Origin of the sequence: Streptomyces sp. WMMB303 (assembly GCF_029351045.1) — a bacterium.
Classification (GTDB): Bacteria; Actinomycetota; Actinomycetes; order Streptomycetales; family Streptomycetaceae; genus Streptomyces.
The window spans coordinates 6,237,202-6,262,422 of the sequence record NZ_JARKIN010000001.1 but is presented as its reverse complement, the minus strand read 5'-3'; the positions used below and the strand labels follow the sequence as shown (position 1 = coordinate 6,262,422).

The 25,221-nt window shown below is 68.5% G+C and carries 18 protein-coding genes; 15 read left to right on the top strand and 3 right to left on the bottom strand.

Annotated elements, in window-relative coordinates:
* Nucleotides 1-3 precede the first annotated feature (3 nt).
* The 8 genes from rplL to tuf all read left to right on the top strand — a co-directional run bounded on the left by rplL (nucleotide 4) and on the right by tuf (nucleotide 14,012).
* Nucleotides 4-393, top strand: coding sequence for a 50S ribosomal protein L7/L12 (gene rplL / locus P2424_RS27230; protein WP_276478326.1), 390 nt, complete (start codon nucleotides 4-6; stop codon nucleotides 391-393).
* A 529-nt stretch (nucleotides 394-922) separates the two neighbouring features.
* Nucleotides 923-4,405, top strand: a complete 3,483-nt coding sequence (gene rpoB / locus P2424_RS27225) for a DNA-directed RNA polymerase subunit beta (protein ID WP_276478325.1) — start codon at nucleotides 923-925, stop codon at nucleotides 4,403-4,405.
* Between the two features lie 93 nt (nucleotides 4,406-4,498).
* Nucleotides 4,499-8,422 (top strand): DNA-directed RNA polymerase subunit beta', encoded by a 3,924-nt coding sequence (locus tag P2424_RS27220; protein ID WP_276478324.1) that lies wholly within the window; start codon nucleotides 4,499-4,501, stop codon nucleotides 8,420-8,422.
* 312 nt (nucleotides 8,423-8,734) lie between these two features.
* Complete coding sequence (locus P2424_RS27215; RefSeq protein WP_276478323.1) at nucleotides 8,735-9,196, top strand: DUF1707 and DUF4190 domain-containing protein; 462 nt, start codon at nucleotides 8,735-8,737, stop codon at nucleotides 9,194-9,196.
* Between the two features lie 366 nt (nucleotides 9,197-9,562).
* A complete protein-coding gene (gene rpsL, locus P2424_RS27210) occupies nucleotides 9,563-9,934 on the top strand; it encodes a 30S ribosomal protein S12 (RefSeq protein WP_003948652.1) in 372 nt (123 codons plus the stop codon).
* 2 nt (nucleotides 9,935-9,936) lie between these two features.
* Nucleotides 9,937-10,407: a 30S ribosomal protein S7 gene (gene rpsG / locus P2424_RS27205; RefSeq protein ID WP_019354980.1), complete on the top strand. Its 471-nt coding sequence runs from the start codon at nucleotides 9,937-9,939 to the stop codon at nucleotides 10,405-10,407.
* Between the two features lie 39 nt (nucleotides 10,408-10,446).
* Entirely contained in the window at nucleotides 10,447-12,570 is a 2,124-nt protein-coding gene (gene fusA, locus P2424_RS27200) for an elongation factor G (protein ID WP_026004364.1), read from the top strand.
* A 248-nt stretch (nucleotides 12,571-12,818) separates the two neighbouring features.
* Complete coding sequence (gene tuf, locus P2424_RS27195; protein ID WP_276478322.1) at nucleotides 12,819-14,012, top strand: elongation factor Tu; 1,194 nt, start codon at nucleotides 12,819-12,821, stop codon at nucleotides 14,010-14,012.
* A 194-nt stretch (nucleotides 14,013-14,206) separates the two neighbouring features.
* Here the strand turns inward: tuf and P2424_RS27190 are convergent, their stop codons facing one another.
* Complete coding sequence (locus P2424_RS27190) at nucleotides 14,207-16,057, bottom strand: coagulation factor 5/8 type domain-containing protein (RefSeq protein ID WP_276478321.1); 1,851 nt, start codon at nucleotides 16,055-16,057, stop codon at nucleotides 14,207-14,209.
* 367 nt (nucleotides 16,058-16,424) lie between these two features.
* Here P2424_RS27190 and P2424_RS27185 point away from each other — a divergent pair, with 367 nt between their 5' ends.
* The 6 genes from P2424_RS27185 (at nucleotide 16,425) to P2424_RS27160 (ending at nucleotide 22,866) form a co-directional block, all read left to right on the top strand.
* Entirely contained in the window at nucleotides 16,425-17,411 is a 987-nt protein-coding gene (locus P2424_RS27185; protein ID WP_276478320.1) for a DUF1996 domain-containing protein, read from the top strand.
* Nucleotides 17,408-19,201 (top strand): discoidin domain-containing protein, encoded by a 1,794-nt coding sequence (locus P2424_RS27180; RefSeq protein WP_276478319.1) that lies wholly within the window; start codon nucleotides 17,408-17,410, stop codon nucleotides 19,199-19,201. The genes P2424_RS27185 and P2424_RS27180 overlap by 4 nt, the downstream gene beginning before the upstream one ends.
* A gap of 138 nt (nucleotides 19,202-19,339) precedes the next feature.
* Nucleotides 19,340-20,380 carry a LacI family DNA-binding transcriptional regulator gene (locus tag P2424_RS27175; protein ID WP_276478318.1) on the top strand — a complete coding sequence of 347 codons (1,041 nt, stop codon included), beginning with the start codon at nucleotides 19,340-19,342 and terminating at the stop codon, nucleotides 20,378-20,380.
* Between the two features lie 160 nt (nucleotides 20,381-20,540).
* Entirely contained in the window at nucleotides 20,541-20,963 is a 423-nt protein-coding gene (panD, locus tag P2424_RS27170; protein ID WP_276478317.1) for an aspartate 1-decarboxylase, read from the top strand.
* Nucleotides 20,964-21,124: 161 nt separating this feature from the next.
* On the top strand, nucleotides 21,125-21,817 hold the full coding sequence (locus tag P2424_RS27165; protein WP_276478316.1) for a hypothetical protein: 693 nt from the start codon (nucleotides 21,125-21,127) through the stop codon (nucleotides 21,815-21,817).
* A gap of 272 nt (nucleotides 21,818-22,089) precedes the next feature.
* The gene (locus P2424_RS27160; protein WP_276478315.1) at nucleotides 22,090-22,866 is read left to right on the top strand and encodes a hypothetical protein; all 777 of its coding nucleotides are present in this window, start codon (nucleotides 22,090-22,092) and stop codon (nucleotides 22,864-22,866) included.
* Between the two features lie 63 nt (nucleotides 22,867-22,929).
* Here the strand turns inward: P2424_RS27160 and P2424_RS27155 are convergent, their stop codons facing one another.
* Entirely contained in the window at nucleotides 22,930-23,364 is a 435-nt protein-coding gene (locus P2424_RS27155) for a glutaredoxin domain-containing protein (RefSeq protein ID WP_276478314.1), read from the bottom strand.
* 79 nt (nucleotides 23,365-23,443) lie between these two features.
* Nucleotides 23,444-24,091, bottom strand: coding sequence for a helix-turn-helix domain-containing protein (locus tag P2424_RS27150; RefSeq protein WP_276478313.1), 648 nt, complete (start codon nucleotides 24,089-24,091; stop codon nucleotides 23,444-23,446).
* A gap of 141 nt (nucleotides 24,092-24,232) precedes the next feature.
* Here P2424_RS27150 and P2424_RS27145 point away from each other — a divergent pair, with 141 nt between their 5' ends.
* On the top strand, nucleotides 24,233-25,219 hold the full coding sequence (locus tag P2424_RS27145; protein ID WP_276478312.1) for an alpha/beta hydrolase: 987 nt from the start codon (nucleotides 24,233-24,235) through the stop codon (nucleotides 25,217-25,219).
* The last annotated feature ends 2 nt before the right edge of the window (nucleotides 25,220-25,221 follow it).

Genomic DNA, 25,221 nt, shown 5'->3' with positions numbered 1-25,221 from the left:
ACCATGGCGAAGCTCAGCCAGGACGAACTGCTTGCCCAGTTCGAGGAGATGACCCTCATCGAGCTGTCGGACTTCGTGAAGAAGTTCGAGGAGAAGTTCGACGTCGAGGCCGCCGCCCCGGCCGCCGCCGTCGTCGCCGCGCCGGGTGCCCCGGGTGCCGCCGCCGAGGCCGAGCCCGAGCAGGACGAGTTCGACGTCGTCCTGACCGGCGCCGGCGACAAGAAGATCCAGGTCATCAAGGTCGTGCGTGAGCTGACCTCGCTGGGTCTGAAGGAGGCCAAGGAACTCGTGGACGGCACCCCGAAGCCGGTCCTCGAGAAGGTCGCCAAGGACGCCGCCGACAAGGCCAAGGAGTCCCTCGAGGGCGCCGGCGCGTCGGTCGAGGTCAAGTGACCCGTACTCGCTGAGCCACCGGCTCACCGAGTCAGCACGGCAGACCGCGGGCTACTCCGCACGGGGTAGCCGTGCAGCGAAGGGCGATCACCCAGACGGGTGGTCGCCCTTCGCCTTTGCTCGACGGTCGCGTCCTGCGCGTGCCTCGGCGGGTATGGTGATCTTCGTTGTCCCTGAGGCCCTTGACGAACGGCACGCAGCGCGCAATTCTCGGGGCGCGTCGTCACATCGATCCGAACTCCGAGGCATGGATCGGCGGCGAAGCGGGAAGTGTTGCGGCAGGCACGACGAGCCGCGGCAGGCGCGTCCACCCTGGCGAATCGAGGCCGCCGGGGACCGGGCGGGACGGAGCAGAACAATCGCAGGAGGTGGAGACCGGGGCGTGAGCCGGTTTCCCGTCATCCTTACTGGACATCAGTGGGCCTTGTGGCTACACTGACCCTTTGCGCTGCCTATTAGCTGCCCCCTGCCCGTCACCAGGGGCACCGGTATGCGTGTAGAGAGTCCGAGCCCTCGGAAGGACCCCCTCTTGGCCGCCTCGCGCACTGCCTCGACTGCCAATTCGAACAACGGCGCCAGCACTGCCCCGCTGCGTATCTCTTTTGCGAAGATCAAGGAGCCCCTCGAGGTTCCGAACCTTCTCGCGCTCCAGACCGAGAGCTTTGACTGGCTGCTCGGCAACGAAGCCTGGAAGGCTCGCGTCGAGGCCGCGCTGGACAGCGGACAGAACGTTCCCACCAAGTCCGGTCTGGAGGAGATCTTCGAGGAGATCTCGCCGATCGAGGACTTCTCCGGGTCGATGTCGCTGACCTTCCGCGACCACCGCTTCGAGCCCCCCAAGAACTCGATCGACGAGTGCAAGGAGCGCGACTTCACGTACGCGGCTCCGCTGTTCGTCACCGCCGAGTTCACCAACAACGAGACCGGCGAGATCAAGTCGCAGACGGTCTTCATGGGCGACTTCCCGCTCATGACCAACAAGGGCACCTTCGTGATCAACGGCACCGAGCGTGTCGTCGTCACCCAGCTCGTCCGGTCCCCGGGTGTCTACTTCGACTCCTCGATCGACAAGACCTCCGACAAGGACATCTACTCCGCCAAGGTCATCCCCTCCCGCGGTGCCTGGCTGGAGATGGAGGTCGACAAGCGCGACATGGTCGGTGTCCGCATCGACCGCAAGCGCAAGCAGTCCGTCACCGTCCTGCTCAAGGCGCTCGGCTGGACCACCGAGCAGATCCTCGAGGAGTTCGGCCAGTACGAGTCCATGCGCGCCACCCTGGAGAAGGACCACACCCAGGGGCAGGACGACGCGCTGCTCGACATCTACCGTAAGCTGCGCCCGGGTGAGCCGCCGACCCGCGAGGCCGCGCAGACGCTGCTGGAGAACCTCTACTTCAACCCGAAGCGCTACGACCTGGCCAAGGTCGGCCGGTACAAGATCAACAAGAAGCTCGGCGGCGACGAGCCGCTGGACTCCGGCGTGCTGACCACCGCCGACATCATCGCCACGATCAAGTACCTGGTGAAACTGCACGCGGGCGAGACCGAGTCGCAGTCCGCCGAGGGCGACACGATCGTCATCGAGACCGACGACATCGACCACTTCGGCAACCGCCGGCTGCGCAACGTCGGCGAGCTGATCCAGAACCAGGTCCGCACCGGTCTCGCCCGTATGGAGCGCGTGGTGCGTGAGCGGATGACCACGCAGGACGTCGAGGCGATCACGCCGCAGACCCTGATCAACATCCGGCCGGTCGTCGCCTCCATCAAGGAGTTCTTCGGCACCAGCCAGCTCTCCCAGTTCATGGACCAGACGAACCCGATCTCCGGGCTCACCCACAAGCGGCGCCTCAACTCGCTGGGCCCGGGTGGTCTCAGCCGGGAGCGGGCCGGCTTCGAGGTCCGTGACGTGCACCCCTCGCACTACGGCCGGATGTGCCCGATCGAGACGCCGGAAGGCCCGAACATCGGTCTGATCGGCTCGCTCGCCTCCTACGGCCGGCTGAACCCCTTCGGTTTCGTCGAGACCCCGTACCGCCAGGTGGTCGACGGTGTCGTCAGCGACGAGGTGCACTACCTCACCGCCGACGAGGAGGACCGCTTCGTGATCGCCCAGGCGAACGCGCCCCTCACCGAGGAGATGCGGTTCGCCGAGGACCGGGTGCTGGTCCGCCGCCGTGGCGGCGAGGTCGACCTGATCCCGGGCGACGACGTGGACTACATGGACGTCTCGCCGCGCCAGATGGTGTCGGTCGCGACCGCCATGATCCCGTTCCTGGAGCACGACGACGCCAACCGCGCCCTGATGGGGTCGAACATGATGCGGCAGGCCGTGCCGCTCATCAAGGCCGAGTCCCCGCTGGTCGGCACCGGCATGGAATACCGCTGCGCGGTCGACGCCGGCGACGTCATCAAGGCCGAGAAGGACGGGGTCGTCCAGGAGGTCTCCGCCGACTACGTCACGGTGGCCAACGACGACGGCACGTACAACACCTACCGCGTCGCCAAGTTCACCCGCTCCAACCAGGGCACCTCCTTCAACCAGAAGGTGCTCGTGGACGAGGGCGCCCGCGTGATCGAGGGCCAGGTGCTGGCCGACGGCCCGTCCACCGACGAAGGTGAGATGGCGCTCGGCAAGAACCTGCTCGTGGCCTTCATGCCGTGGGAGGGCTACAACTACGAGGACGCGATCATCCTCAGCCAGCGGCTGGTGCAGGACGATGTCCTCTCCTCGATCCACATCGAGGAGCACGAGGTCGACGCCCGCGACACCAAGCTCGGCCCCGAGGAGATCACCCGGGACATCCCGAACGTCTCCGAGGAGGTCCTGGCCGACCTCGACGAGCGCGGCATCATCCGCATCGGCGCCGAGGTCGAGGCGGGCGACATCCTCGTCGGCAAGGTCACCCCCAAGGGCGAGACCGAGCTGACCCCCGAGGAGCGGCTGCTGCGCGCGATCTTCGGTGAGAAGGCGCGCGAGGTCCGCGACACCTCGCTGAAGGTGCCGCACGGCGAGACCGGCAAGGTCATCGGCGTCCGCGTCTTCGACCGCGAGGAGGGCGACGAGCTGCCGCCCGGCGTCAACCAGCTCGTGCGGGTCTACGTCGCCCAGAAGCGCAAGATCACCGACGGTGACAAGCTCGCGGGCCGGCACGGCAACAAGGGCGTCATCTCGAAGATCCTGCCGGTCGAGGACATGCCGTTCCTGGAGGACGGCACCCCGGTCGACGTGATCCTCAACCCGCTGGGTGTCCCCTCCCGGATGAACCCGGGCCAGGTCCTGGAGATCCACCTGGGCTGGCTGGCCTCCCAGGGCTGGAAGGTCGAGGGCTCCGAGGAGTGGATGCAGCGCCTCCAGTCCATCGGTGCCGACGAGGTGGACCCGAAGACCAACGTGGCGACGCCGGTCTTCGACGGTGCCCGCGAGGACGAGATCGCCGGTCTGTTCCAGGCCACGCTGCCCAACCGGGACGGCGACCGGATGGTCCAGCCCTCCGGCAAGGCGCACCTCTTCGACGGCCGCTCCGGCGAGCCGTTCCCGGACCCGATCTCGGTCGGGTACATGTACATCCTCAAGCTGCACCACCTGGTCGACGACAAGCTGCACGCCCGTTCGACCGGTCCGTACTCCATGATCACCCAGCAGCCGCTGGGTGGTAAGGCCCAGTTCGGTGGCCAGCGCTTCGGCGAGATGGAGGTGTGGGCCCTGGAGGCGTACGGCGCCGCGTACGCGCTGCAGGAGCTGCTGACCATCAAGTCCGACGACGTCACCGGCCGCGTGAAGGTCTACGAGGCCATCGTCAAGGGCGAGAACATCCCCGAGCCGGGCATCCCCGAGTCCTTCAAGGTGCTCATCAAGGAGATGCAGTCGCTCTGCCTCAACGTCGAGGTGCTGTCCTCGGACGGCATGTCGATCGAGATGCGCGACACCGACGAGGACGTCTTCCGCGCGGCGGAGGAGCTCGGAATCGACCTGTCCCGGCGCGAGCCGAGCAGCGTCGAAGAGGTCTGACGGAGTCGGCCGGGGCGCGCCCCGCGCGTCCCCGGCCCTCCCCGCGACCCCGTTCAGACCATTGACACACGACCCTGAGAGGGATTGACGAGAGTGCTCGACGTCAACTTCTTCGACGAACTGCGAATCGGCCTGGCCACCGCTGACGACATCCGTCAGTGGTCGCACGGCGAGGTCAAGAAGCCGGAGACCATCAACTACCGCACCCTCAAGCCCGAGAAGGACGGACTCTTCTGCGAGAAGATCTTCGGTCCGACCCGGGACTGGGAGTGCTACTGCGGCAAGTACAAGCGCGTCCGCTTCAAGGGCATCATCTGCGAGCGCTGCGGCGTCGAGGTGACCCGCGCCAAGGTGCGCCGTGAGCGGATGGGCCACATCGAGCTCGCCGCGCCCGTGACCCACATCTGGTACTTCAAGGGTGTTCCCTCGCGGCTGGGCTACCTGCTCGACCTGGCCCCGAAGGACCTGGAGAAGGTCATCTACTTCGCGGCGTACATGATCACGTACGTCGACGAGGAGCGCCGCACCCGCGACCTGCCCTCCCTGGAGGCGCACGTCGGTGTGGAGCGCCAGCACATCGAGCAGCGCCGGGACTCCGACCTGGAGGCCCGCGCCAAGAAGCAGGAAGGCGACCTGGCCGAGCTGGAGGCCGAGGGGGCCAAGGCCGACGTGCGCCGCAAGGTGCGCGAGGGTGCCGAGCGCGAGATGAAGCAGATCCGCGACCGTGCCCAGCGTGAGCTGGACCGGCTGGACGAGGTCTGGAACCGCTTCAAGAACCTCAAGGTGCAGGACCTGGAGGGCGACGAGCTGCTCTACCGCGAGCTGCGCGACCGCTTCGGGACCTACTTCGACGGCTCCATGGGCGCCGCCGCGCTGCAGAAGCGCCTGGAGACCTTCGACCTGGACGAGGAGGCGGAGAAGCTCCGCGAGGTCATCCGCACCGGCAAGGGGCAGAAGAAGACCCGCGCGCTCAAGCGGCTCAAGGTCGTCTCCGCGTTCCTGCAGACCAGCAACAGCCCCAAGGGCATGGTGCTGGACTGCGTGCCGGTCATCCCGCCGGACCTGCGTCCGATGGTGCAGCTGGACGGTGGCCGGTTCGCCACCTCCGACCTGAACGACCTGTACCGCCGGGTGATCAACCGGAACAACCGGCTGAAGCGGCTTCTCGACCTCGGTGCGCCCGAGATCATCGTCAACAACGAGAAGCGGATGCTCCAGGAGGCCGTCGACGCGCTGTTCGACAACGGCCGCCGCGGCCGTCCGGTCACCGGTCCGGGCAACCGGCCGCTCAAGTCGCTGTCCGACATGCTCAAGGGCAAGCAGGGCCGGTTCCGGCAGAACCTGCTGGGCAAGCGGGTCGACTACTCGGCCCGTTCGGTCATCGTCGTCGGTCCGCAGCTCAAGCTGCACCAGTGCGGGCTGCCCAAGGCGATGGCGCTGGAGCTGTTCAAGCCGTTCGTGATGAAGCGGCTGGTGGACCTCAACCACGCGCAGAACATCAAGAGCGCCAAGCGCATGGTCGAGCGCGGCCGCACGGTCGTCTACGACGTGCTGGAAGAGGTCATCGCGGAGCACCCGGTGCTGCTCAACCGCGCGCCGACCCTGCACCGCCTCGGCATCCAGGCGTTCGAGCCGCAGCTCGTCGAGGGCAAGGCCATTCAGATTCACCCGCTCGTGTGCACCGCGTTCAACGCGGACTTCGACGGTGACCAGATGGCCGTGCACCTGCCGCTGTCCGCGGAGGCGCAGGCCGAGGCCCGCATCCTGATGCTGTCCTCGAACAACATCCTCAAGCCGGCCGACGGCCGGCCGGTGACGATGCCGACGCAGGACATGGTCCTGGGTCTGTTCTTCCTCACCACGGACGAGGAGCAGCGCGTCACCAAGGGCGACGGCCGCTCGTTCAACTCCACCGCGGAAGCGATCATGGCGTTCGACGCCGGGGAGCTGTCGCTCCAGGCGAAGATCGACATCCGCTTCCCGGTCGGCACCACTCCGCCGCTGGGCTGGACCCCGCCGGCGCCGGAGGAGGGCGCTGCGTCCGATGGCGGCCCCGCCGCGGGCGAGTGGCAGCCCGGTGACCCGTTCCGGCTGCACACCTCCCTGGGCCGGGCGCTCTTCAACGAGCTGCTGCCCGAGGAGTACCCGTTCGTCGACTACACCGTGGGCAAGAAGCAACTCTCCCAGATCGTCAACGACCTGGCCGAGCGCTACCCCAAGGTCGTCGTCGCCGCGGCGCTGGACAACCTGAAGTCGGCCGGTTACTTCTGGGCGACCCGCTCGGGTGTCACCATCGCGATCACGGACGTCGTCGTCCCGGACGCCAAGCCGGAGATCATCGCCGGTTACGAGGCGCAGGACGAGAAGGTCCAGAAGCAGTACGAGCGCGGTCTGATCACCAAGGACGAGCGCACGCAGGAGCTCATCGCCATCTGGACCAAGGCGACCAACGAGGTCTCCGAGGCGATGAACGAGAACTTCCCGAAGACGAACCCGATCTTCATGATGGTGGACTCGGGCGCCCGAGGGAACATGATGCAGATGCGTCAGATCGCGGGTATGCGCGGTCTGGTGTCCAACGCCAAGAACGAGACCATCCCGCGTCCGATCAAGGCGTCCTTCCGCGAGGGCCTCTCCGTGCTGGAGTACTTCATCTCCACGCACGGCGCCCGTAAGGGTCTCGCCGACACGGCGCTGCGTACGGCGGACTCGGGTTACCTCACCCGGCGTCTGGTGGACGTCTCGCAGGACGTGATCATCCGCGAGGAGGACTGCGGGACCGACCGCGGCCTCAAGCTGTCCATCGCCTCCAAGGGCGAGGACGGTGTGCTGCGCAAGGCGGAGGACGTCGAGACCAGCGTGTACGCGCGCTGCCTCGCCGAGGACATCGTCGTCGACGGCATGGTGCTGGCCCCGGCCGGCACCGACCTGGGCGACGTGCTCATCGACGAGCTGGTCCGGCACGGCATCGAGACCGTCAAGACCAGGTCGATCCTCACCTGCGAGTCGCACGTGGGCACCTGCGCCATGTGCTACGGCCGTTCGCTGGCCACCGGCAAGCTGGTCGACATCGGCGAGGCCGTCGGCATCATCGCGGCCCAGTCGATCGGTGAGCCCGGCACCCAGCTGACGATGCGTACCTTCCACACCGGTGGTGTGGCCGGTGACGACATCACCCAGGGTCTGCCGCGTGTCGTCGAGCTGTTCGAGGCCCGGACGCCCAAGGGTGTCGCGCCGATCTCCGAGTCGGCCGGCCGGGCGCGGATCGAGGAGACGGAGAAGACCAAGAAGGTCGTCGTCACCCCGGACGACGGCTCGGACGAGACCTCTTACGCGGTCTCCAAGCGGGCCCGCCTGCTGGTGGGCGAGGGCGATCACGTCTCCGTCGGCCAGCGGCTGACCGTCGGTACGGAGAACCCGCACGACGTGCTCCGTATCCTCGGCCAGCGCGCGGTCCAGGTGCACCTGGTGGGCGAGGTCCAGAAGGTCTACAACTCGCAGGGTGTGTCGATCCACGACAAGCACATCGAGATCATCATCCGGCAGATGCTGCGCCGTGTGACGATCATCGAGTCCGGCGATGCCGAGCTGCTGCCCGGTGAGCTGGTGGAGCGCACCAAGTTCGAGGGCGAGAACCGGCGCGTGGTGCAGGAGGGCGGCCACCCGGCCTCCGGCCGTCCGCAGCTCATGGGTATCACCAAGGCGTCGCTGGCCACCGAGTCGTGGCTGTCGGCGGCGTCCTTCCAGGAGACGACCAGGGTCCTGACCGATGCGGCGATCAACGCCAAGTCGGACTCCCTGATCGGCCTCAAGGAGAACGTCATCATCGGTAAGCTCATCCCGGCCGGTACGGGCCTGTCCCGCTACCGCAACATCCGGGTCGAGCCCACCGAGGAGGCGAAGGCCGCGATGTACTCGGCCGTCGGTTACGACGACATCGACTACTCGCCCTTCGGCACCGGCTCCGGCCAGGCGGTCCCGCTGGAGGACTACGACTACGGGCCGTACAACGCCTGAGTCGCCTGCGCCCGAGTCACCGCCGGGTACGGCGGATGACGGAGGTATCCGCCGCGGGGCGGTCACCCCAGAGGGGTGGCCGCCCCGCGGTCGTTTCCCGGCCCGCGGTATCGGCAGCGGCCGAACCGTCCGCGGACCGTCCGCGTCATGGATGATGGAGGGGACGGTAAGCGAGCTGGGAGGTGGGGGCCGGTGGCGTACGGACCGTGGAATGCCCGGGGTGTCCCGGGTCAGGGGCAGCAGCCCGGTCTTGTCCCGAGTCAGGGCCACAGTCCGGGAGCCTTCGCGGCCCAGGGCCGGCAGGTGAGCCAGATGCGCGCCGCGCACACGGACCGGGAGCGGGCGATCGACGTGCTGAAGGCCGGCTTCACCGAGGGCCGGCTGGGGCAGGACGAGTACGAGCAGCGGCTGGCCCGCGCCTCGCACGCGCAGACGTACGGGGAGCTGAACATGCTCATCGCGGATCTGCCGCAGGGGCCGGTCCCGATGCCGTCGCAGCAGCCCGCCTATCCGGCGGTGCCGCGCACCTTTCTGCCGCCGCCCCCGCCGAGCACCAACGGTTCGGCGATCGGTGCGCTGGTCTGCGGGGTGCTGACGCCGATGTACGGGCTGACGGCGATCCCCGCGGTGATCCTCGGGCACAAGGCGCGGGCCGAGATCCGCAGGACGGGGGAGCAGGGCGCGGGTCTGGCGATGGCGGGTCTGGTGCTCGGCTGGGTGGCCATCGGGGTGTTCCTGGCCATCGTCTTCGGGGTGATCCTGGCGACAGCCTGACGGCTTCCGGAGCCGTCGGGGGGCCGGTGCGGGGCACACCGGTACGGCGCGTCGGCTCCCGGGGCGGCCCTGTGCCCTTCTTCTCGCAGGTCGGGGGCGCTATCGTGGCCGCCCCATTTGTTTTGACCCCAGCCCATGAGGTAGGTACCCTCAATTCCTGTGCCTGGGGTGTCCCCTGCGCTGTTGTCCCCCGCGAACGCGGTGACGGTGCGCGCAGCAGGTGATACCGGGATCTGCATGCTTCTCACCATGGAGAAGTCTTCCGCCCTCAGCGGGGATCTGCAGTCTTCGACACACCCGACCTCGTGGGTCGGGTATGGCCCAGGTTAGCTTTACCGAGACTGGCACACAGAAACCGGAGAAACGGTGCCTACGATCCAGCAGCTGGTCCGCAAGGGCCGGCAGGACAAGGTCGAGAAGAACAAGACGCCCGCACTTGAGGGTTCGCCCCAGCGCCGCGGCGTCTGCACGCGTGTTTTCACGACCACCCCGAAGAAGCCGAACTCGGCCCTGCGCAAGGTCGCCCGTGTGCGCCTGACCAGTGGGATCGAGGTGACCGCCTACATTCCGGGTGAGGGTCACAACCTGCAGGAGCACTCCATCGTGCTCGTGCGCGGTGGCCGTGTGAAGGACCTGCCGGGTGTTCGCTACAAGATCATCCGCGGCTCCCTCGACACGCAGGGCGTCAAGAACCGCAAGCAGGCTCGCAGCCGCTACGGCGCCAAGAAGGAGAAGTAAGAATGCCTCGTAAGGGCCCCGCCCCGAAGCGCCCGGTCATCATCGACCCGGTCTACGGCTCTCCTCTGGTGACCTCCCTCATCAACAAGGTGCTGCTGAACGGCAAGCGCTCCACCGCCGAGCGCATCGTCTACGGCGCCATGGAGGGGCTGCGCGAGAAGACCGGCAACGACCCGGTCATCACGCTGAAGCGCGCGCTGGAGAACGTCAAGCCGACCCTCGAGGTCCGCTCCCGCCGCGTCGGTGGCGCCACCTACCAGGTTCCGGTCGAGGTCCGCCCCGGCCGTTCCTCCACCCTCGCGCTGCGCTGGATCGTGGGTTACTCCCGCGCCCGCCGCGAGAAGACCATGACCGAGCGTCTGATGAACGAGCTGCTCGATGCCTCCAACGGGCTCGGCGCCGCCGTGAAGAAGCGCGAGGACACGCACAAGATGGCCGAGTCCAACAAGGCCTTCGCGCACTACCGCTGGTAGTCGCTACCCCCATCGAGACCGAGAGAAGACTGAAGCCTTATGGCTACCACTTCACTTGACCTTGCCAAGGTCCGCAACATCGGGATCATGGCGCACATCGACGCGGGCAAGACGACGACCACCGAGCGGATCCTCTTCTACACCGGTCGCAGCTACAAGATCGGTGAAGTCCACGACGGCGCTGCCACGATGGACTGGATGGAGCAGGAGCAGGAGCGCGGCATCACGATCACGTCGGCCGCGACGACCACTCACTGGCCGCTCAACGGCGTCGACTACACCATCAACATCATCGACACCCCGGGCCACGTCGACTTCACCGTTGAGGTGGAGCGTGCGCTGCGCGTGCTCGACGGTGCCGTGACGGTGTTCGACGGTGTCGCCGGTGTGGAGCCGCAGTCCGAGACGGTCTGGCGGCAGGCCGACCGCTACGGCGTTCCGCGTATCTGCTTCGTCAACAAGCTCGACCGCACCGGCGCCGAGTTCCACCGCTGCGTGGACATGATCGTGGACCGCCTGGGTGCGGTGCCGCTGGTCATGCAGCTGCCGATCGGCACCGAGGCGGACTTCAAGGGCGTCGTCGACCTGGTGTCGATGAAGGCCTTCGTCTGGTCACCCGAGGCGAAGATGGGCGAGATGTACGACACCGTCGACATCCCGGACACCCACGTCGAGGCGGCCGAGGAGTGGCGCGGCAAGCTGCTCGAGGCCGTCGCGGAGAACGACGAGGAGATGATGGAGCTGTACCTGGAGGGCGAGGAGCCCACCCAGGACCAGCTCATGGCGGCGATCCGCCGCGTCACCCTCGCCTCCACCGGCGCCGAGGGCACCATCACCGTCACCCCGGTGTTCTGCGGTACCGCGTTCAAGAACAAGGGCGTGCAGCCCCTGCTCGACGCGATCGCGCGCTACCTGCCGGCCCCGATCGACGTCGAGGCCGTCGAGGGACAGTCCCCCAAGGACGCCGACGAGGTCATCAAGCGTCGGCCCTCCGAGGAGGAGCCGATGTCGGCGCTGGCGTTCAAGATCGCCAGTGACCCGCACCTGGGCAAGCTGACCTTCCTGCGCGTCTACTCGGGCCGGCTGCACACCGGTACCCAGGTCCTGAACTCGGTGAAGGGCCGCAAGGAGCGCATCGGCAAGATCTACCGGATGCACGCGAACAAGCGTGAGGAGATCGAGTCGGTGGGTGCCGGCGACATCGTCGCCGTCATGGGTCTGAAGCAGACCACCACCGGTGAGACCCTCAGCGACGCGAGCAACCCGGTGATCCTGGAGTCGATGGACTTCCCGGCCCCGGTCATCGAGGTCGCCATCGAGCCCAAGTCGAAGGGCGACCAGGAGAAGCTGGGCGTCGCGATCCAGCGGCTGGCCGAGGAGGACCCGTCCTTCCAGGTCAAGACCAACGAGGACACCGGCCAGACGATCATCGCCGGTATGGGCGAACTGCACCTCGATGTGCTGGTCGACCGTATGAAGCGCGAGTTCAGGGTCGAGGCCAACGTCGGTAAGCCGCAGGTGGCCTACCGCGAGTCGCTCCGCAAGAAGGTCGAGAAGGTCGACTACACCCACAAGAAGCAGACCGGTGGTTCCGGTCAGTTCGCGAAGGTGCAGATCGCCGTCGAGCCGCTTGAGGGCGACGGGTACGAGTTCGTCAACCAGGTCACCGGTGGCCGTATCCCGCGGGAGTACATCCCGTCCGTGGACGCGGGCTGCCAGGAGGCCATGGAGTTCGGTGTGCTGGCGGGCTACCCGCTGACCGGTGTCCGTGTGACGCTGCTCGACGGTGCCTTCCACGACGTCGACTCCTCCGAGATGGCGTTCAAGATCGCCGGTTCCATGGCGTTCAAGGAAGCCGCCCGGAAGGCGAGCCCGGCCCTGCTGGAGCCGCTGATGAAGGTCGAGGTGACGACGCCCGAGGACTACATGGGCGACGTGATCGGTGACATCAACTCGCGGCGCGGCCAGGTCCAGTCGATGGAGGAGCGGGGCAACGCGAAGCTCGTCACCGGCCTGGTACCGCTGTCGGAGATGTTCGGCTACGTCGGAGACCTGCGCAGCAAGACCTCCGGCCGTGCGACCTACTCCATGCAGTTCGACTCCTACGGTGAGGTTCCCAAGAACGTCGCCGAGGAGATCATCGCGAAGGCCAAGGGCGAGTAACCCACTCGTCCGGGGGCGAGGAGGACACCCGTCCTCACCCCTTAGGCTGGAGCAAAGGCATTCGGGGCACTCCGGTACAGATCGCTCGGTCGCCGAAGCGGACTGTGCCGGGGCGCCCCGGCCGCCGGCCCACCCAAGCGAACAGGTCAAGGGCATCCCCCTCGGGGTCCTGACCGGTTCGGTACGACCACCTGAACCCCTCCGCAAAATGTGGAGGGTGTACAGCACCAGTCCACAGGAGGACCCCAGTGGCGAAGGCGAAGTTCGAGCGGACTAAGCCGCACGTCAACATCGGCACCATCGGTCACATCGACCACGGCAAGACCACTCTTACCGCGGCGATCACCAAGGTGCTGCACGACGCGTACCCGGAACTGAACCAGGCTTCGGCCTTCGAGAACATCGACAAGGCGCCGGAAGAGCGCCAGCGCGGTATCACCATCTCCATCGCGCACGTCGAGTACCAGACGGAGAACCGTCACTACGCCCACGTCGACTGCCCGGGTCACGCGGACTACATCAAGAACATGATCACCGGTGCCGCCCAGATGGACGGCGCCATCCTCGTGGTCGCCGCCACCGACGGCCCGATGCCGCAGACCAAGGAGCACGTGCTCCTGGCCCGCCAGGTCGGCGTTCCGTACATCGTCGTCGCCCTGAACAAGGCCGACATGGTGGACGACGAGGAGATCATGGAGCTCGTCGAGCTCGAGGTCCGTGAGCTGCTCTCGGAGTACGAGTTCCCGGGCGACGAGGTTCCGGTCGTCAAGGTCTCCGCGCTCAAGGCGCTGGAGGGCGACAAGGAGTGGGGCGAGTCCGTCGTCAAGCTCATGTCGGCCGTCGACGAGGCCATCCCGGCCCCGGAGCGCGACACCGACAAGCCGTTCCTGATGCCGATCGAGGACGTCTTCACCATCACCGGCCGCGGCACGGTCGTCACCGGCCGTATCGAGCGCGGTGTGCTGAAGGTCAACGAGAACGTCGACATCATCGGCATCAAGGACACCAAGACCTCGACCACGGTCACCGGCATCGAGATGTTCCGGAAGCTGCTGGACGAGGGCCAGGCCGGTGAGAACGTCGGTCTGCTGCTCCGCGGCATCAAGCGCGAGGACGTCGAGCGCGGCCAGGTCATCATCAAGCCGGGCTCGGTCACCCCGCACACGGAGTTCGAGGCGCAGGCGTACATCCTGTCGAAGGACGAGGGTGGCCGCCACACCCCGTTCTTCAACAACTACCGCCCGCAGTTCTACTTCCGCACCACCGACGTGACCGGCGTGGTGACCCTCCCCGAGGGCACCGAGATGGTCATGCCGGGCGACAACACCGAGATGAGCGTCCAGCTCATCCAGCCCGTCGCCATGGAGGAGGGCCTCAAGTTCGCCATCCGTGAGGGTGGCCGCACCGTGGGCGCCGGCCAGGTCACCAAGATCGTCAAGTGACCTCGCTGCGCCGGGTCCGCCCGGCGCATCCCGGCTTCGGCTGACAGCCGACTCCGGCCGGTGTATCGGCTTCGGCTGACGAGAGGGCCCGTACGGCAGTACTGCCGTACGGGCCCTCTCGCATGCGCGGCCGCGGGACGGACGGTGCTCGCGGCTCGCCCGCGGGCAGCCGTCGAAACGCCGTCCCGCCCGGATCAGGGGTAGGAGACCACCGTGGACGGCACGGTCGAGGTCCCGGAGGTGGGCGATCCGGTGTCGTTGATGACGCGCTCGTACTGGCCCTTGCCGCCCAGTGAGACCACCAGCAGGTCGTGGAACCTCACCCCTGAGGTGTTCGGGGCGGCGAAGCCGTGGTGCTGGACGATCGTCGGATCGACGTTGTAGTAGCAGTAGCTGCCCAGGCCCCACGCCTCGTGCGAGGTGACCGAGTCGGCGACCTTGTAGGCGGCGTAGCCCTTGATCGAACCGTTCTGGATCGCGGCCTGGTTCGGCGCGTCGTACGCCTTCTCGTTCTGGAAGAAGATCGTGCGGCCGCGCTGGCCGTTCCACTGCACGTCGTACTTGTTGAAGTGCTCCACGAACAGCCCGGTGGCCAGCACGTCGTCACCGTTGACGACGACGCCGTAGTCGGCCCGGTTCGTCTCCCAGCCGACGCCGGTGCCGTGGTCGGCCCGCCACACCCAGGTGTGGTCCACGATGGTGTGCCGACTGTTGACGACGATGCTGGTGGTGGCCTTGCCCGCGCCGCTGCCGCCGATGCGGACGAACACGTCCTGTACCGTGATCGGGTTCGCCGAGTGGTCCGCGGAGGCACCCCGCGGCCCGACCTCGACCAGCGTCTCGGAGTTGGTGGGTCCGGCGTCGACCAGGAAGCCGGCCAGCCGCACCCCGTCCACGTCGGCGACCCGGACCGCGGTGGCGCCCCCGTCCGGCACCAGGGTCGCGTAGCCCAGGCCCAGCACGACCGTCCCGGCCCGGTCGACCTTCAGCGGCTGGTCGAGGTGGTAGACGCCCGGCGTCAGCAGCAGGTGCAGCCCCTGGCCGAGTGCCTGGTTGAGGGTGGCCGCCGAGTCGCCGGGCCGTGCCACATAGAACCGCGACAGCGGCAGCGAGGTGCCGCGCGGAGTGCCGTTGCCCCAGGTGACGCCTCGTGCCGCGGTCCGCTTCTCCGGCAGGAAGACCCGGTAGTCGGCGCCGTCGAGGTAGAGGAACGGCTTCTCGCGGGAGATCGGCGTCGTGTTCAGCGTGGTGTAGGGCGGGTCGGGGAAGCTCTGCCCCGGAGCGCCCTCGACGCCGGAGAAGACCATGTTCCAGACGCCGTTGAGCCAGCCGCCCACCGCGCTGTCGCGGGTGTACCACTGCTGCTGGGAGTACGGCCCGACCTGGCCGTCGATCCGGCTGTCGGCGATGTAGCCGCCGCTCGCCCAGCCGTAGCCGGCCGGGGCGAGGTTGAGGCCGCCGCGGACGTGCATCCGGCGGAACGGCGCGGCCTGCGCGACGGCCCACCGGTTGGTGCCGCTGACCGGGACGAGCGCGAGGTTCTCCGCCGAGCGCCAGAAGTTCTGGGTGGCGTTCCCGTCGAACCATCCGGCGTCCACGGTGACGTCGCCGTTGATGGTCGTGTCGTCGGGGGAGAGGCCGAGCCCGGCGATCGAGGTGTAGAAGCCGAGTTGCGCGTTGAGTCCGTGGTAGGTGCCGGGTTTGAACAGCAGCGCGTAGCGGCCGCTGCCGAACTGTGCGGACTCCTGCTGCCGGAAGATCTCGTCCAGCTTCGCCTGGATACCGGGCGTCGAGGGATCGAACACGATGACGTTGGGGCCGAGATCGCCGCCGCCGGGCAGGTCCTGCGCGCCGTCGCCGATCCTCGGCCGCGCACGCGGTGCCGGGGTGGCCGAGGCGGGTGCGGACAGGCCGACGAGTGCCGTGGGGACGGCTGCCGCGGCGGCCCCGAGAACCGTACGGCGCCCGGGGGCGGGGCGATCGGCGGAAGTGTCGGAGGAACGGGCGGCGGAACTCTCGGAGGGACTGTCGGAGCAAGGGGACATGGGCGCTTCTCCTTGTTCATCAGATGAACGATGGGGGGTGAGGGAGCGCTCTCTCGCCGCTGAATGGTTCATCCGTGTGTACAGGACGTCAAGGGTTGTGACGGAATGCTGGCGCGTTCCGACGGATACCCGTTGTCGCCCATGTGGGCGCCGCGGTCCTGGAGTTCGGGGCTGACCTGTAGGAACGTGTGGGAGGAGCCGGCACGCCGCGAGGTGCGGAGCGGCCAGCCTGCTGATCCTTTGGTTCACTTCCTTGACACCTCTGCCGCGTGCCTCAACACTCCGGAACGGGAGAGCGCTTTCCGATCCAGCGGCGCGGCGACCCGCTCGCCGCGCCGCCCCCCACCCTCACCTTCAGGAGGGCTCCATGGCACGGAGATCGACGTACCGCTCGGGAACGCTGCTCGTGGTCGCGCTACTGCTGGCGGCACTCGGCGCGACCGGGACCGCGTTCGGAGCCGGACCCGCGTCCGGGGCCGAAACCGCCCCAGTTCAGCCGCCGCACCGCTACTTCCACGAGTTCCAGGCCAACTGCGCGGTCAGCCACACCGGCCCGGACGACCCGATCGTCTTCCCCGGACAGCCCGGCGCGTCCCACAACCACACCTTCATGGGCAACACCACCACCGACGCCGACAGCACCGCCGACTCGCTCGACGCGGGCGGCACCACCTGCAAGGCGCCCGGCGACAAGTCGGCGTACTGGATGCCCACCCTCTTCGACGGTGACCGGCCGATCCTGCCCGTCGGTCCGCAGACCATCTACTACAAAGCCGGTGTCACCGACTACACCAGCGTCCGCCCCTTCCCGAAGGGGCTGCGGTTCGTCGTGGGCAGCCCGGCGCAGAGCCCGCAGGACTTCCGCGACCACCCCGGGTACGTCGAGGGCTGGGAGTGCGGGGACAGCTACTTCAACACCGAGTTCCCCACCGACTGCCCCGACCGCGCGGACGTGCAGCTCAACATCCGCCTCCAGGCGCCGAGCTGCTGGGACGGCTCCTCCCTCGACTCCGCCGACCACCGCAGCCACATGGCGTATCCGGTGGTCAAGGAGGGCACGAACGACAACGTCTGCCCCGCCGACCATCCGGTCGCGCTGCCGATGATCGAGTTCAAGATGGCCTTCCCCGTCAACGGCGACCTCTCCGCCGCACGGCTGGCCAGCGGCCCCAGCTACTCCTTCCACTACGACTTCTTCAACGCCTGGGACGGCGCCACCCTCGACGCCCTGGTCGACCACTGCATCGTCGGCGGCCTCCAGTGCGACGCACGCGGCTACGACCAGACGCATCCCGAGGAAGGCGCGGCCCTGAACGAGGACTACGAACTGCCCGCGGAGGTGGCCGCACCATGACCGGATTCCGCATCCGCCGTGGGGCGGCCCCCGTCGCCCGCCGTCTCGTCCCGGCGCCCCTCGTCCGGCGTCTCGCGGCGCCGCTCGTCGCCGGGGCGCTGGCCGCCGGAGCGCTCGCACTGCCCGCGCAGCAGGCGCAGGCGGCGGGCAGCGTCGTCGAGGTGACCGGCGACCAGGGCGACTGGCAGTTGACCGTGGACGGCATCCCCTATCGGGTCAAGGGCCTCACCTGGGGGCCCGCCGTCTCCGACGCCGGGAAGTATCTGCCCGACCTGCGCTCCATGGGCGTCAACACGATCCGCACCTGGGGCACCGACGCCACCAGCAAGCCGCTGCTGGACGCGGCCGCGGCCAACGACATCAAGGTCGTCGCCGGATTCTGGCTCCAGCCCGGCGGCGGCCCCGGCAGCGGCGGCTGCGTGGACTACGTGACCGACGACGGCTACAAGAGCAGCATGCTGGAGGAGTTCACCACCTGGGTCGACGCGTACAAGGACCACCCGGGCGTGCTCATGTGGAACGTCGGCAACGAGTCCGTGCTCGGGCTGCAGAACTGCTACAGCGGCGTCGCGCTCGAAGCGCAGCGCGACGCCTACACCTCCTTCGTCAACGACGTCGCCGTGCACATCCACTCCCTCGACCCGGACCACCCCGTCACCTCGACCGACGCGTGGACCGGCGCCTGGCCGTACTACAAGGAGAACGCACCCGATCTGGACCTGTACGCCGTCAACGCCTACCAGGACGTGTGCGGTATCCGGTCCGCCTGGGAGCAGGGCGGCTACACCAAGCCCTACATCGTCACCGAGACCGGCCCACCCGGCGAATGGGAAGTGCCCGACGATGCCAACGGCGTCCCCCGGGAACCCACGGACCAGGCCAAGGCCGAGGGCTACACCGCGGCGTGGAACTGCGTGACCGGGCACCGGGGTGTGGCGCTGGGCGCGACGATGTTCCACTACGGCACCGAGTACGACTTCGGCGGGATCTGGTTCAACCTGCTGCCCGCAGGCCAGAAGCGGCTCTCCTACTACGCCGTCAAACGGGCGTACGGCGCCGCCACCGACGGCGACAACACCCCGCCGGTCATCTCCGGGATGTCCGTCGAAGGCGACCCCTCCCGGGTGTCGGCCGGCGGCGAACTGACCCTGGCGGTGCGGGCGACCGACCCGGACGGCGATCCGCTCTCCTACGAAGTGCTCAGCAACAGCAAGTACCTCGACGAGAGCAATCAACTCACCCCGCTGCCCGCGTCCGACCTCGGCGGCGGCCGGCTCCGGGTCACCGCACCCGACCGGCCGGGCGTGTGGAAGATGTACGTCAAGGCCACGGACGGCAAGGGCAACGTCGGCGTGGAGTCCCGCTCCGTACGCGTCGTCCCGCCGGACGTCGACGGCACAAACGCGGCCCTCGGCGCCCCGGCGACTGCCTCCTCGGAGCAGCAGGGCGGCGGCGACTGCCCCTGCACCGCCGCCGACGCCGTGGACGGCGACCTCACCACCCGCTGGGCGAGCGACTGGAGCGACCCGCAGTGGCTGAGCGTCGACCTCGGCGCCCGCACCGCGTTCCGGCACGTGCAACTCGTCTGGGAGACCTCCTACGCGACCGAGTACACCGTCCAGACCTCCGACGACGGCCGGAACTGGCGCACCGTACGCGAGGTCACCGGAGGCGACGGCGGAGTCGACGACCTCGACGTCTCCGGCACCGGCCGCTACGTCCGCGTCCACGGGACGCAGCGCGGCACCGGTTGGGGATACTCGCTCTACGAATTCGGCGTCTACACCTGACGAGGGGGAGGCGGCGGGGGCCGGGCAGGCCGGTGTTCCCTCGCGGGGCCCGCGGTCGCGGACGGCACCGGGGCAGTGGCGCCGGCATTCCGGAGAGCGCTCTATACGGCGGGTGCCTCCGCCGCTAGGGTGCCGGGCATGAGCAGCCGGGTTCCGACCTTGGAGGACGTCGCACGGGAGGCGGGTGTCTCCCGTGCGACGGTCTCCCGCGTCGTCAACGGCGTCCGCAACGTGGATCCCGCCATCCAGGACCTGGTCCGGCAGGCTGTCGCACGGACCGGGTACGCGCCCAACCGCGCCGCCCGCTCGCTGGTGACCCGGCGCACCGAGACGGTGGCCCTCGTCGTCTCCGGCGCCGGGGACGTCTCCGACGAGGCGCAGGACGCCTTCGCCTCCCGGGTGTTCTCCGACCCGTTCTTCGGCCGCGTGGTGGCGGGCGTCACCGGCTATCTGCGCCCGCGCTCGATGTACCCCGTCCTGATGTTCGCCGAGACCCCCGAGGCCCGCCGGGACGTCGTCGCCTACCTGCGCCAGGGCCGCGCGGACGGTGCGCTGGTGGTCTCCACCCACGCCGAGGACGCGCTGCCGCCGCTGCTCGCCGAGGCCGAGCTGCCCGCCGTCCTCTTCGCCCGCCCGGCCCGGCCGCTCCCGCTCAGCTGCGTCGACCTCGCCCACCGGGACGGCGGACACCTGGCCGCCGAGCGACTGCTGGCCCGCGGCTGCCGCCGCGGCGTCACGATCGCCGGGCCGCTGGCCGTCGCCGCGAGCCAGGAGCGGCTCGCCGGATTCCGCGGCACGATGGCCCGCCGCGGGCACCCCAGCGTGCCGGTGGCCGAGGGCGCCTTCACGCTCGACAGCGGCAGAACGGCCATGGCGGCCCTGCTGGACGAGCACCCCGACCTGGACGGGGTGTTCGCCGCGAACGACCTGATGGCCCAGGGCGCCTGCGAGGTGCTGCGGGAGCGGGGCCGGCGCATCCCGCGGGACGTCGCGGTCGTCGGCCTCGACGACTCCAGCGCCGCCGCCACCTGCCGACCCCCGCTGACCACCGTGCGCCAGCCCGTCGAGCAGATGGCCGCCGCGATGGCCCGCCTGCTGGACGAGCACATCCGCGGCGACCGCACCGAACCGGCCTCCGAGATCTTCGCTCCGGAGCTGGTGGTCCGGGAGTCGGCGTAGGTCCCAGCAGGGCCCTCCCGCCGTGGGGCGCTGCCGCCGTCGGGCGCTGCGCGGCCGGGCGCTCTGCCCCTACCGCGTAGTACCCTGAACCCGACTCGACCACGGAACGCCCTTGACCTGCGGCACTGCGGGCAGGGAGCACACATCCTGGAGTGACGCCATGCTGCGCACGATGTTCAAGTCCAAGATCCACCGCGCCACCGTGACCCAGGCCGACCTGCACTACGTCGGCTCGGTCACGATCGACGCGGAGCTGATGTCCGCCGCCGACCTGCTCCCCGGGGAACTGGTCCACATCGTCGACATCACCAACGGCTCCCGGCTGGAGACCTACGTCATCGAGGGCGAACCGGGCTCGGGTGTCATCGGCATCAACGGTGCCGCCGCCCATCTGGTGCACCCCGGCGACCTGGTCATCCTGATCAGCTACGCGCAGGTCGACGACGCCGAGGCCCGCTCCCTGCAACCGCGTGTGGTGCACGTGGACGCGGACAACCGCATCGTGGCACTGGGAGCCGACGCCGGAGAGCCGTCGCCGGGCTCCTCCTCGGAACGTGCCCCGCACGCGGTGGCCAGGACCTGACCCCCGACGCCGACTCTCCACGGGGCGCCCACGCGGCGAAGTCGTCCTTCGGGCGGGACCGTTGTGCTCCGCTTCCCGCTGTTGAAGTCGCTGGGTGGGGTGCGGGGTGCGCTGCTACCGTCAGGTGCACGACAGTTACCTGATGCTACCGGGAGTTTGTTGTGCGTCCGACCCGTTCTGCTGTTCCGCTGGCCGCTGTCGCGGCGGCCGTCGCGCTGCTCGTTTCCGGGTGCGGTGGGGGTGACGGCGGTGACGGGAAGAGCGGCAAGATCGACGGTGCGGAGGACGCGGGGAAGAAGTCGCCGAGTGCCGCGCAGAGTTCGCCGGGTGAGAAGGATGCGGCGGGTGATTTCCGTACGTCCGACATCGAGTTGCCGGATGACCTTGAGATGGTGTTCGACTGGGACCAGCCGTCGGACCCGGACAAGGCCGCCGCGCTGGCCGGCGCCGCTGACTATATGCGGGCGATGAATCACGGCACTGTGAAGCAGGATCCTCAAGATCCGGTGCTGGCCCGACATGTGGTTCCGTTGCAGACAGCAGAGCAGGCTGCGGTCAAGAAGGTGAAGGCCGATGTGAAGGACAGTCTCTCCGTCACCGGCAAGGAACGCTTCTCCCACGCTGAGATCGGCGACGTAGCCAACTCGGGACTAGTTGAAGTTTCTTTCTGTATGGATCAGCGGAAGTTCTTCAGCAAGGAAATCAAGAGCGGGAAAGTTCGTCGCACAGAGGTGAGTGAGGGTGACTTCATGCGCCTCTCGTTGGTCATGCAGAAGCCGGAAGAACCTCAGGGGATCTGGAAGGCTCGGACGTTTGTCTTTGAGGGAGAGGGCAAGAAGAAATGCGAAGGCTGATTGCGTTGCGACTTCTCGCGATCTCCCTGGTAATGGGAAGTTTCGTCGGAAGTGTGTCGCCTGCTTGGGCTGGGGACGAGCACTCGAATTCTTCCCTGGGTAGCTTCAATAACGGTGAGGCGGCGGCTGGAGCTCGTGGGGGTCGGGAGGTCAGTTATTCCGGTAGTGGTGCGGGTGGCAGCAGTAAGGGTGGGGGTGGGAATCTTTCGGTTCCGGGTGGGGATTGGTCGCCGCCGCCGTGTTGGTATGCGCCGAGGTATTCTCCTGGGGAGTTGAGGGAGAAGATTGATGATTCGCCGTTTTCGGTGACGGGTCGGGATCCGGATAATGGTGGGCAGAAGCAGGATACGGATCTGGCGATTCGGGAGAAGTATGAGTCGCGGGATTACGACAACTATAATCTGGACAAGGAGGGGGAGGGGCAGTTCTGGGCGGCGGTGCCGAATCCGGATGAGAAGGATGCGGCGAAGGCCCAGTCCTGCACCGAGTTGCCGTTCTGGGTGGAGAACGGGGAGGTGCCGGATGTGGAGAACGCGATCAGTCCGCAGATCCTCTCGAAGCTGGCGTATGCGCGGATCAGGGTGCCGGATACGCGGGTGGAGATGAATCCGGCGGGTCGGCAGACGGTGAATCTGCCGACGTGGGTGTGGCTGGATGAGGGCCGCTACAGGAAGTTGTCGGTGCGGGCGTCGGTGGATCTGGGTGGGGGCCGGGAGATCTGGGCGCGGACGACGGTGGTGCCGGAGGCGCTGAGGCTGGATCCGGGCACGGACAGTGCGAGGCTGCATCCGGGTTCGGGTGAATGCGGAGTCGAGGATGACGGCAGCATCGGCACGGAGTATGTGAAGGGCAGTGGGAAGAAGGCGCCGCCGTGCGGGGTGACGTATCTGCAAGCCACTCGGGGCGGGGGGAGTTATACGTTGCGTTCGACGCTGACGTGGTCGGCGTCGTGGGAGGGCAGCGGCGGTGCGGGTGCCGAGGACTTGCCGAACGGCGAGTTCGGCGGCCGGCAGGACGTCACCGTCCAGGAAATCCAAGCCATCAACTGAGCTCGTGCTCTGGCCCCTGTGCGCTTGTGGCTTCGGGCGCCTCGCTGTAGGCGCGGGTTCCGGTCAGGTGGAAGGGAGCTGTTCGCGCACCCAGTCAGGACCGGGGTTGGTGTGCGGCCGGCCCGCCACTACGACGGTCGGCACGGTCTCGTTGCCGTCGTTGGCTGCTCTCACTGCTGCGGCTCCGGCCGGGTCGCGCCAGATGTTGACCCAGTGCAACTGGCGGGCGCTGCGGCCCAGCCGGAAGCGCAGCCGTATGCAGTAGGCGCAGCCCGGCCGCCAGAAGACGATCGGTCGGCCGTCGTCCGTGCTGCGGCGTCGTGCTTCCGGCTCGCCGATCGACCTGGGGAAGATCAGGAGCGAGTTCATACCGCCGAGCGCCAGGAAGACCAGCAGGATTGCTGCGGCGATGCCGGGGTCCCCCTCGAAGAACTGCGTCACTGCGACGACTGTGCCACTGAGCACGAACAGCATCGGCAGAATCCAAGAGCGCATCATGGTGACGCAGGCTACCGGCCCTTTTCGGGGGTGCCGATGCCGGCGAGGACAACGAAGAGGTCTCGTCCAGGGCGGCTTGCTACCTCGCTCCTGAGTCCGATTCGGGCCAGGGCCCGGGTCCGGGCCCTGGCGTGGGCGAGGTGCGCGGTCGGAGGCGCTCGCCCTGCGGCCCGAACATGATCAGGTATTCGACCGGGCCGCCGATGCCGGCGTTCGCGACCCCGTGCGGGGTGCGGGTGTCGAACTCGGCGACGTCTCCGGAACTCAGGACGAGGTCCTGGCCGCCGAGTGCGAGCCACAGCCGTCCGTATAGGACGCACAGCCACTCCCAGCCGTCGTGGGAGACCTGCCGGGGGCGTGCGGGCGGGTCCTGGACGGCGGGCAGGACGTGTTTGTGGGCGTGCAGGCCCCCGACGTACCGGGTCAGCGGCAGCACTGCCTTCTCGTCGCCGAAACGCCGGGCGGCGGCGGGCCGAGGCTCGGCGGCAGGGGCGGAGACGGGGGCGGTGCCGGCCAGTTCCTCCAGGGAGACGCCGTACTCCTTCGCCAACTGCAACACCACTTCCAGGGTGGGCTTGCGGCGGCCGGTCTCGATCCGCGACAGGGTGCTCGGGGAGATGCCGGTCGCGCAGCCGACGCCGGTGAGCGTGGCGCCGCGGTGTTCGCGCGCGGCTCGCAGCCGGGGGCCCATCGCCGCCAGTGCGTCGGCCACGTCGTCGCCTGCCACCTGCTCACCCCATCCTGACGCGCTGCTCCGCCTCTCTGCCCTGCAAGTTTGCCAGATTGGCAACGGTGATCGCGTCGGCCGGTCGCGGTGCCGCATGATCGGTCGTACCGGCGTCCGCCCGCGATCCGAGGAGAAGATCCGATGCCTTCCGAGCCGTCCGCAGCACTCCGCCACCGCACGGTCGAGGCCCCTGCCGGGCGCCTGCACCTGGTCGAACAGGGCACCGGCCCGCTGGTCCTGCTCGTGCACGGTTTCCCCGAGTCCTGGTACTCCTGGCGGCGCCAGCTCCCGGCCCTCGCCGCGGCCGGCTACCGGGCGGTGGCGCTCGACGTGCGCGGCTACGGTCGCTCGTCCAAGCCCGCGGCGACCGACGCCTACCGGATGCTCGACCTGGTGGCGGACAACGTCGCCCTCGTGCACGCCCTCGGCGAGGAGAACGCGGTGGTCGTGGGCCATGACTGGGGCTCCAACATCGCCGCCACGTCTGCCCTGCTGTACCCCGAGGTCTTCCGGGCCGTCGCGCTGCTCAGCGTTCCGTACGCGCCCCCCGGCGGTCCCCGCCCCACCGACATCTTCGGCCGGATCGGCGGCCCCGAGCAGGAGTTCTACGTCTCCTACTTCCAGGAGCCGGGCCGTGCCGAGGCGGAGATCGAGCCCGATGTCCGGGGCTGGCTCGCGGGGTTCTACGCAGCTCTGTCCGCCGACACCATGCCGGCCCAGGGCGAGCCCGACCCGCACTTTGTCACTCACGGCGGCCGGCTGCGTGACCGTTTTCCCGCCGCCACCCTCCCGGCCTGGCTTACCGAGGACGACCTGGACGTCTACGCCGCGGAGTTCGAGCGTACGGGGCTGACCGGTGCGCTCAACCGCTACCGCAACGTGGACCGGGACTGGGAAGACCTCGCCCCCCACCGCGGAGCGCCGATCGAGCAGCCGTCCCTGTTCGTCGGCGGCGCCCTGGATGCCTCCACCACCTGGATGTCCGACGCGATCGATGCCTTCCCCACCACGCTCCCCGGGCTGCACGGCTCCCACCTCCTGGAGGGCTGCGGGCACTGGATCCAGCAGGAACGCCCGGAGGAGGTCAACCGGCTGCTGACCGGCTGGCTCGACACCCTCGCGGGCTGAGC

Excerpts from the sequence above, each read along its gene's own strand:
- rpsG (WP_019354980.1), top strand. The coding sequence starts at position 9,937 with ATGCCTCGTAAGGGCCCCGCCCCGAAGCGCCCGGTCATCATCGACCCG.
- P2424_RS27175 (WP_276478318.1), top strand. The coding sequence starts at position 19,340 with ATGAGCAGCCGGGTTCCGACCTTGGAGGACGTCGCACGGGAGGCGGGT.
- panD (WP_276478317.1), top strand. The coding sequence starts at position 20,541 with ATGCTGCGCACGATGTTCAAGTCCAAGATCCACCGCGCCACCGTGACC.
- fusA (WP_026004364.1), top strand. The coding sequence starts at position 10,447 with ATGGCTACCACTTCACTTGACCTTGCCAAGGTCCGCAACATCGGGATC.
- P2424_RS27190 (WP_276478321.1), bottom strand. The coding sequence starts at position 16,057 with ATGTCCCCTTGCTCCGACAGTCCCTCCGAGAGTTCCGCCGCCCGTTCC.
- P2424_RS27155 (WP_276478314.1), bottom strand. The coding sequence starts at position 23,364 with ATGATGCGCTCTTGGATTCTGCCGATGCTGTTCGTGCTCAGTGGCACA.
- P2424_RS27215 (WP_276478323.1), top strand. The coding sequence starts at position 8,735 with ATGCGCGCCGCGCACACGGACCGGGAGCGGGCGATCGACGTGCTGAAG.
- rplL (WP_276478326.1), top strand. The coding sequence starts at position 4 with ATGGCGAAGCTCAGCCAGGACGAACTGCTTGCCCAGTTCGAGGAGATG.
- P2424_RS27145 (WP_276478312.1), top strand. The coding sequence starts at position 24,233 with ATGCCTTCCGAGCCGTCCGCAGCACTCCGCCACCGCACGGTCGAGGCC.
- P2424_RS27185 (WP_276478320.1), top strand. The coding sequence starts at position 16,425 with ATGGCACGGAGATCGACGTACCGCTCGGGAACGCTGCTCGTGGTCGCG.
- P2424_RS27180 (WP_276478319.1), top strand. The coding sequence starts at position 17,408 with ATGACCGGATTCCGCATCCGCCGTGGGGCGGCCCCCGTCGCCCGCCGT.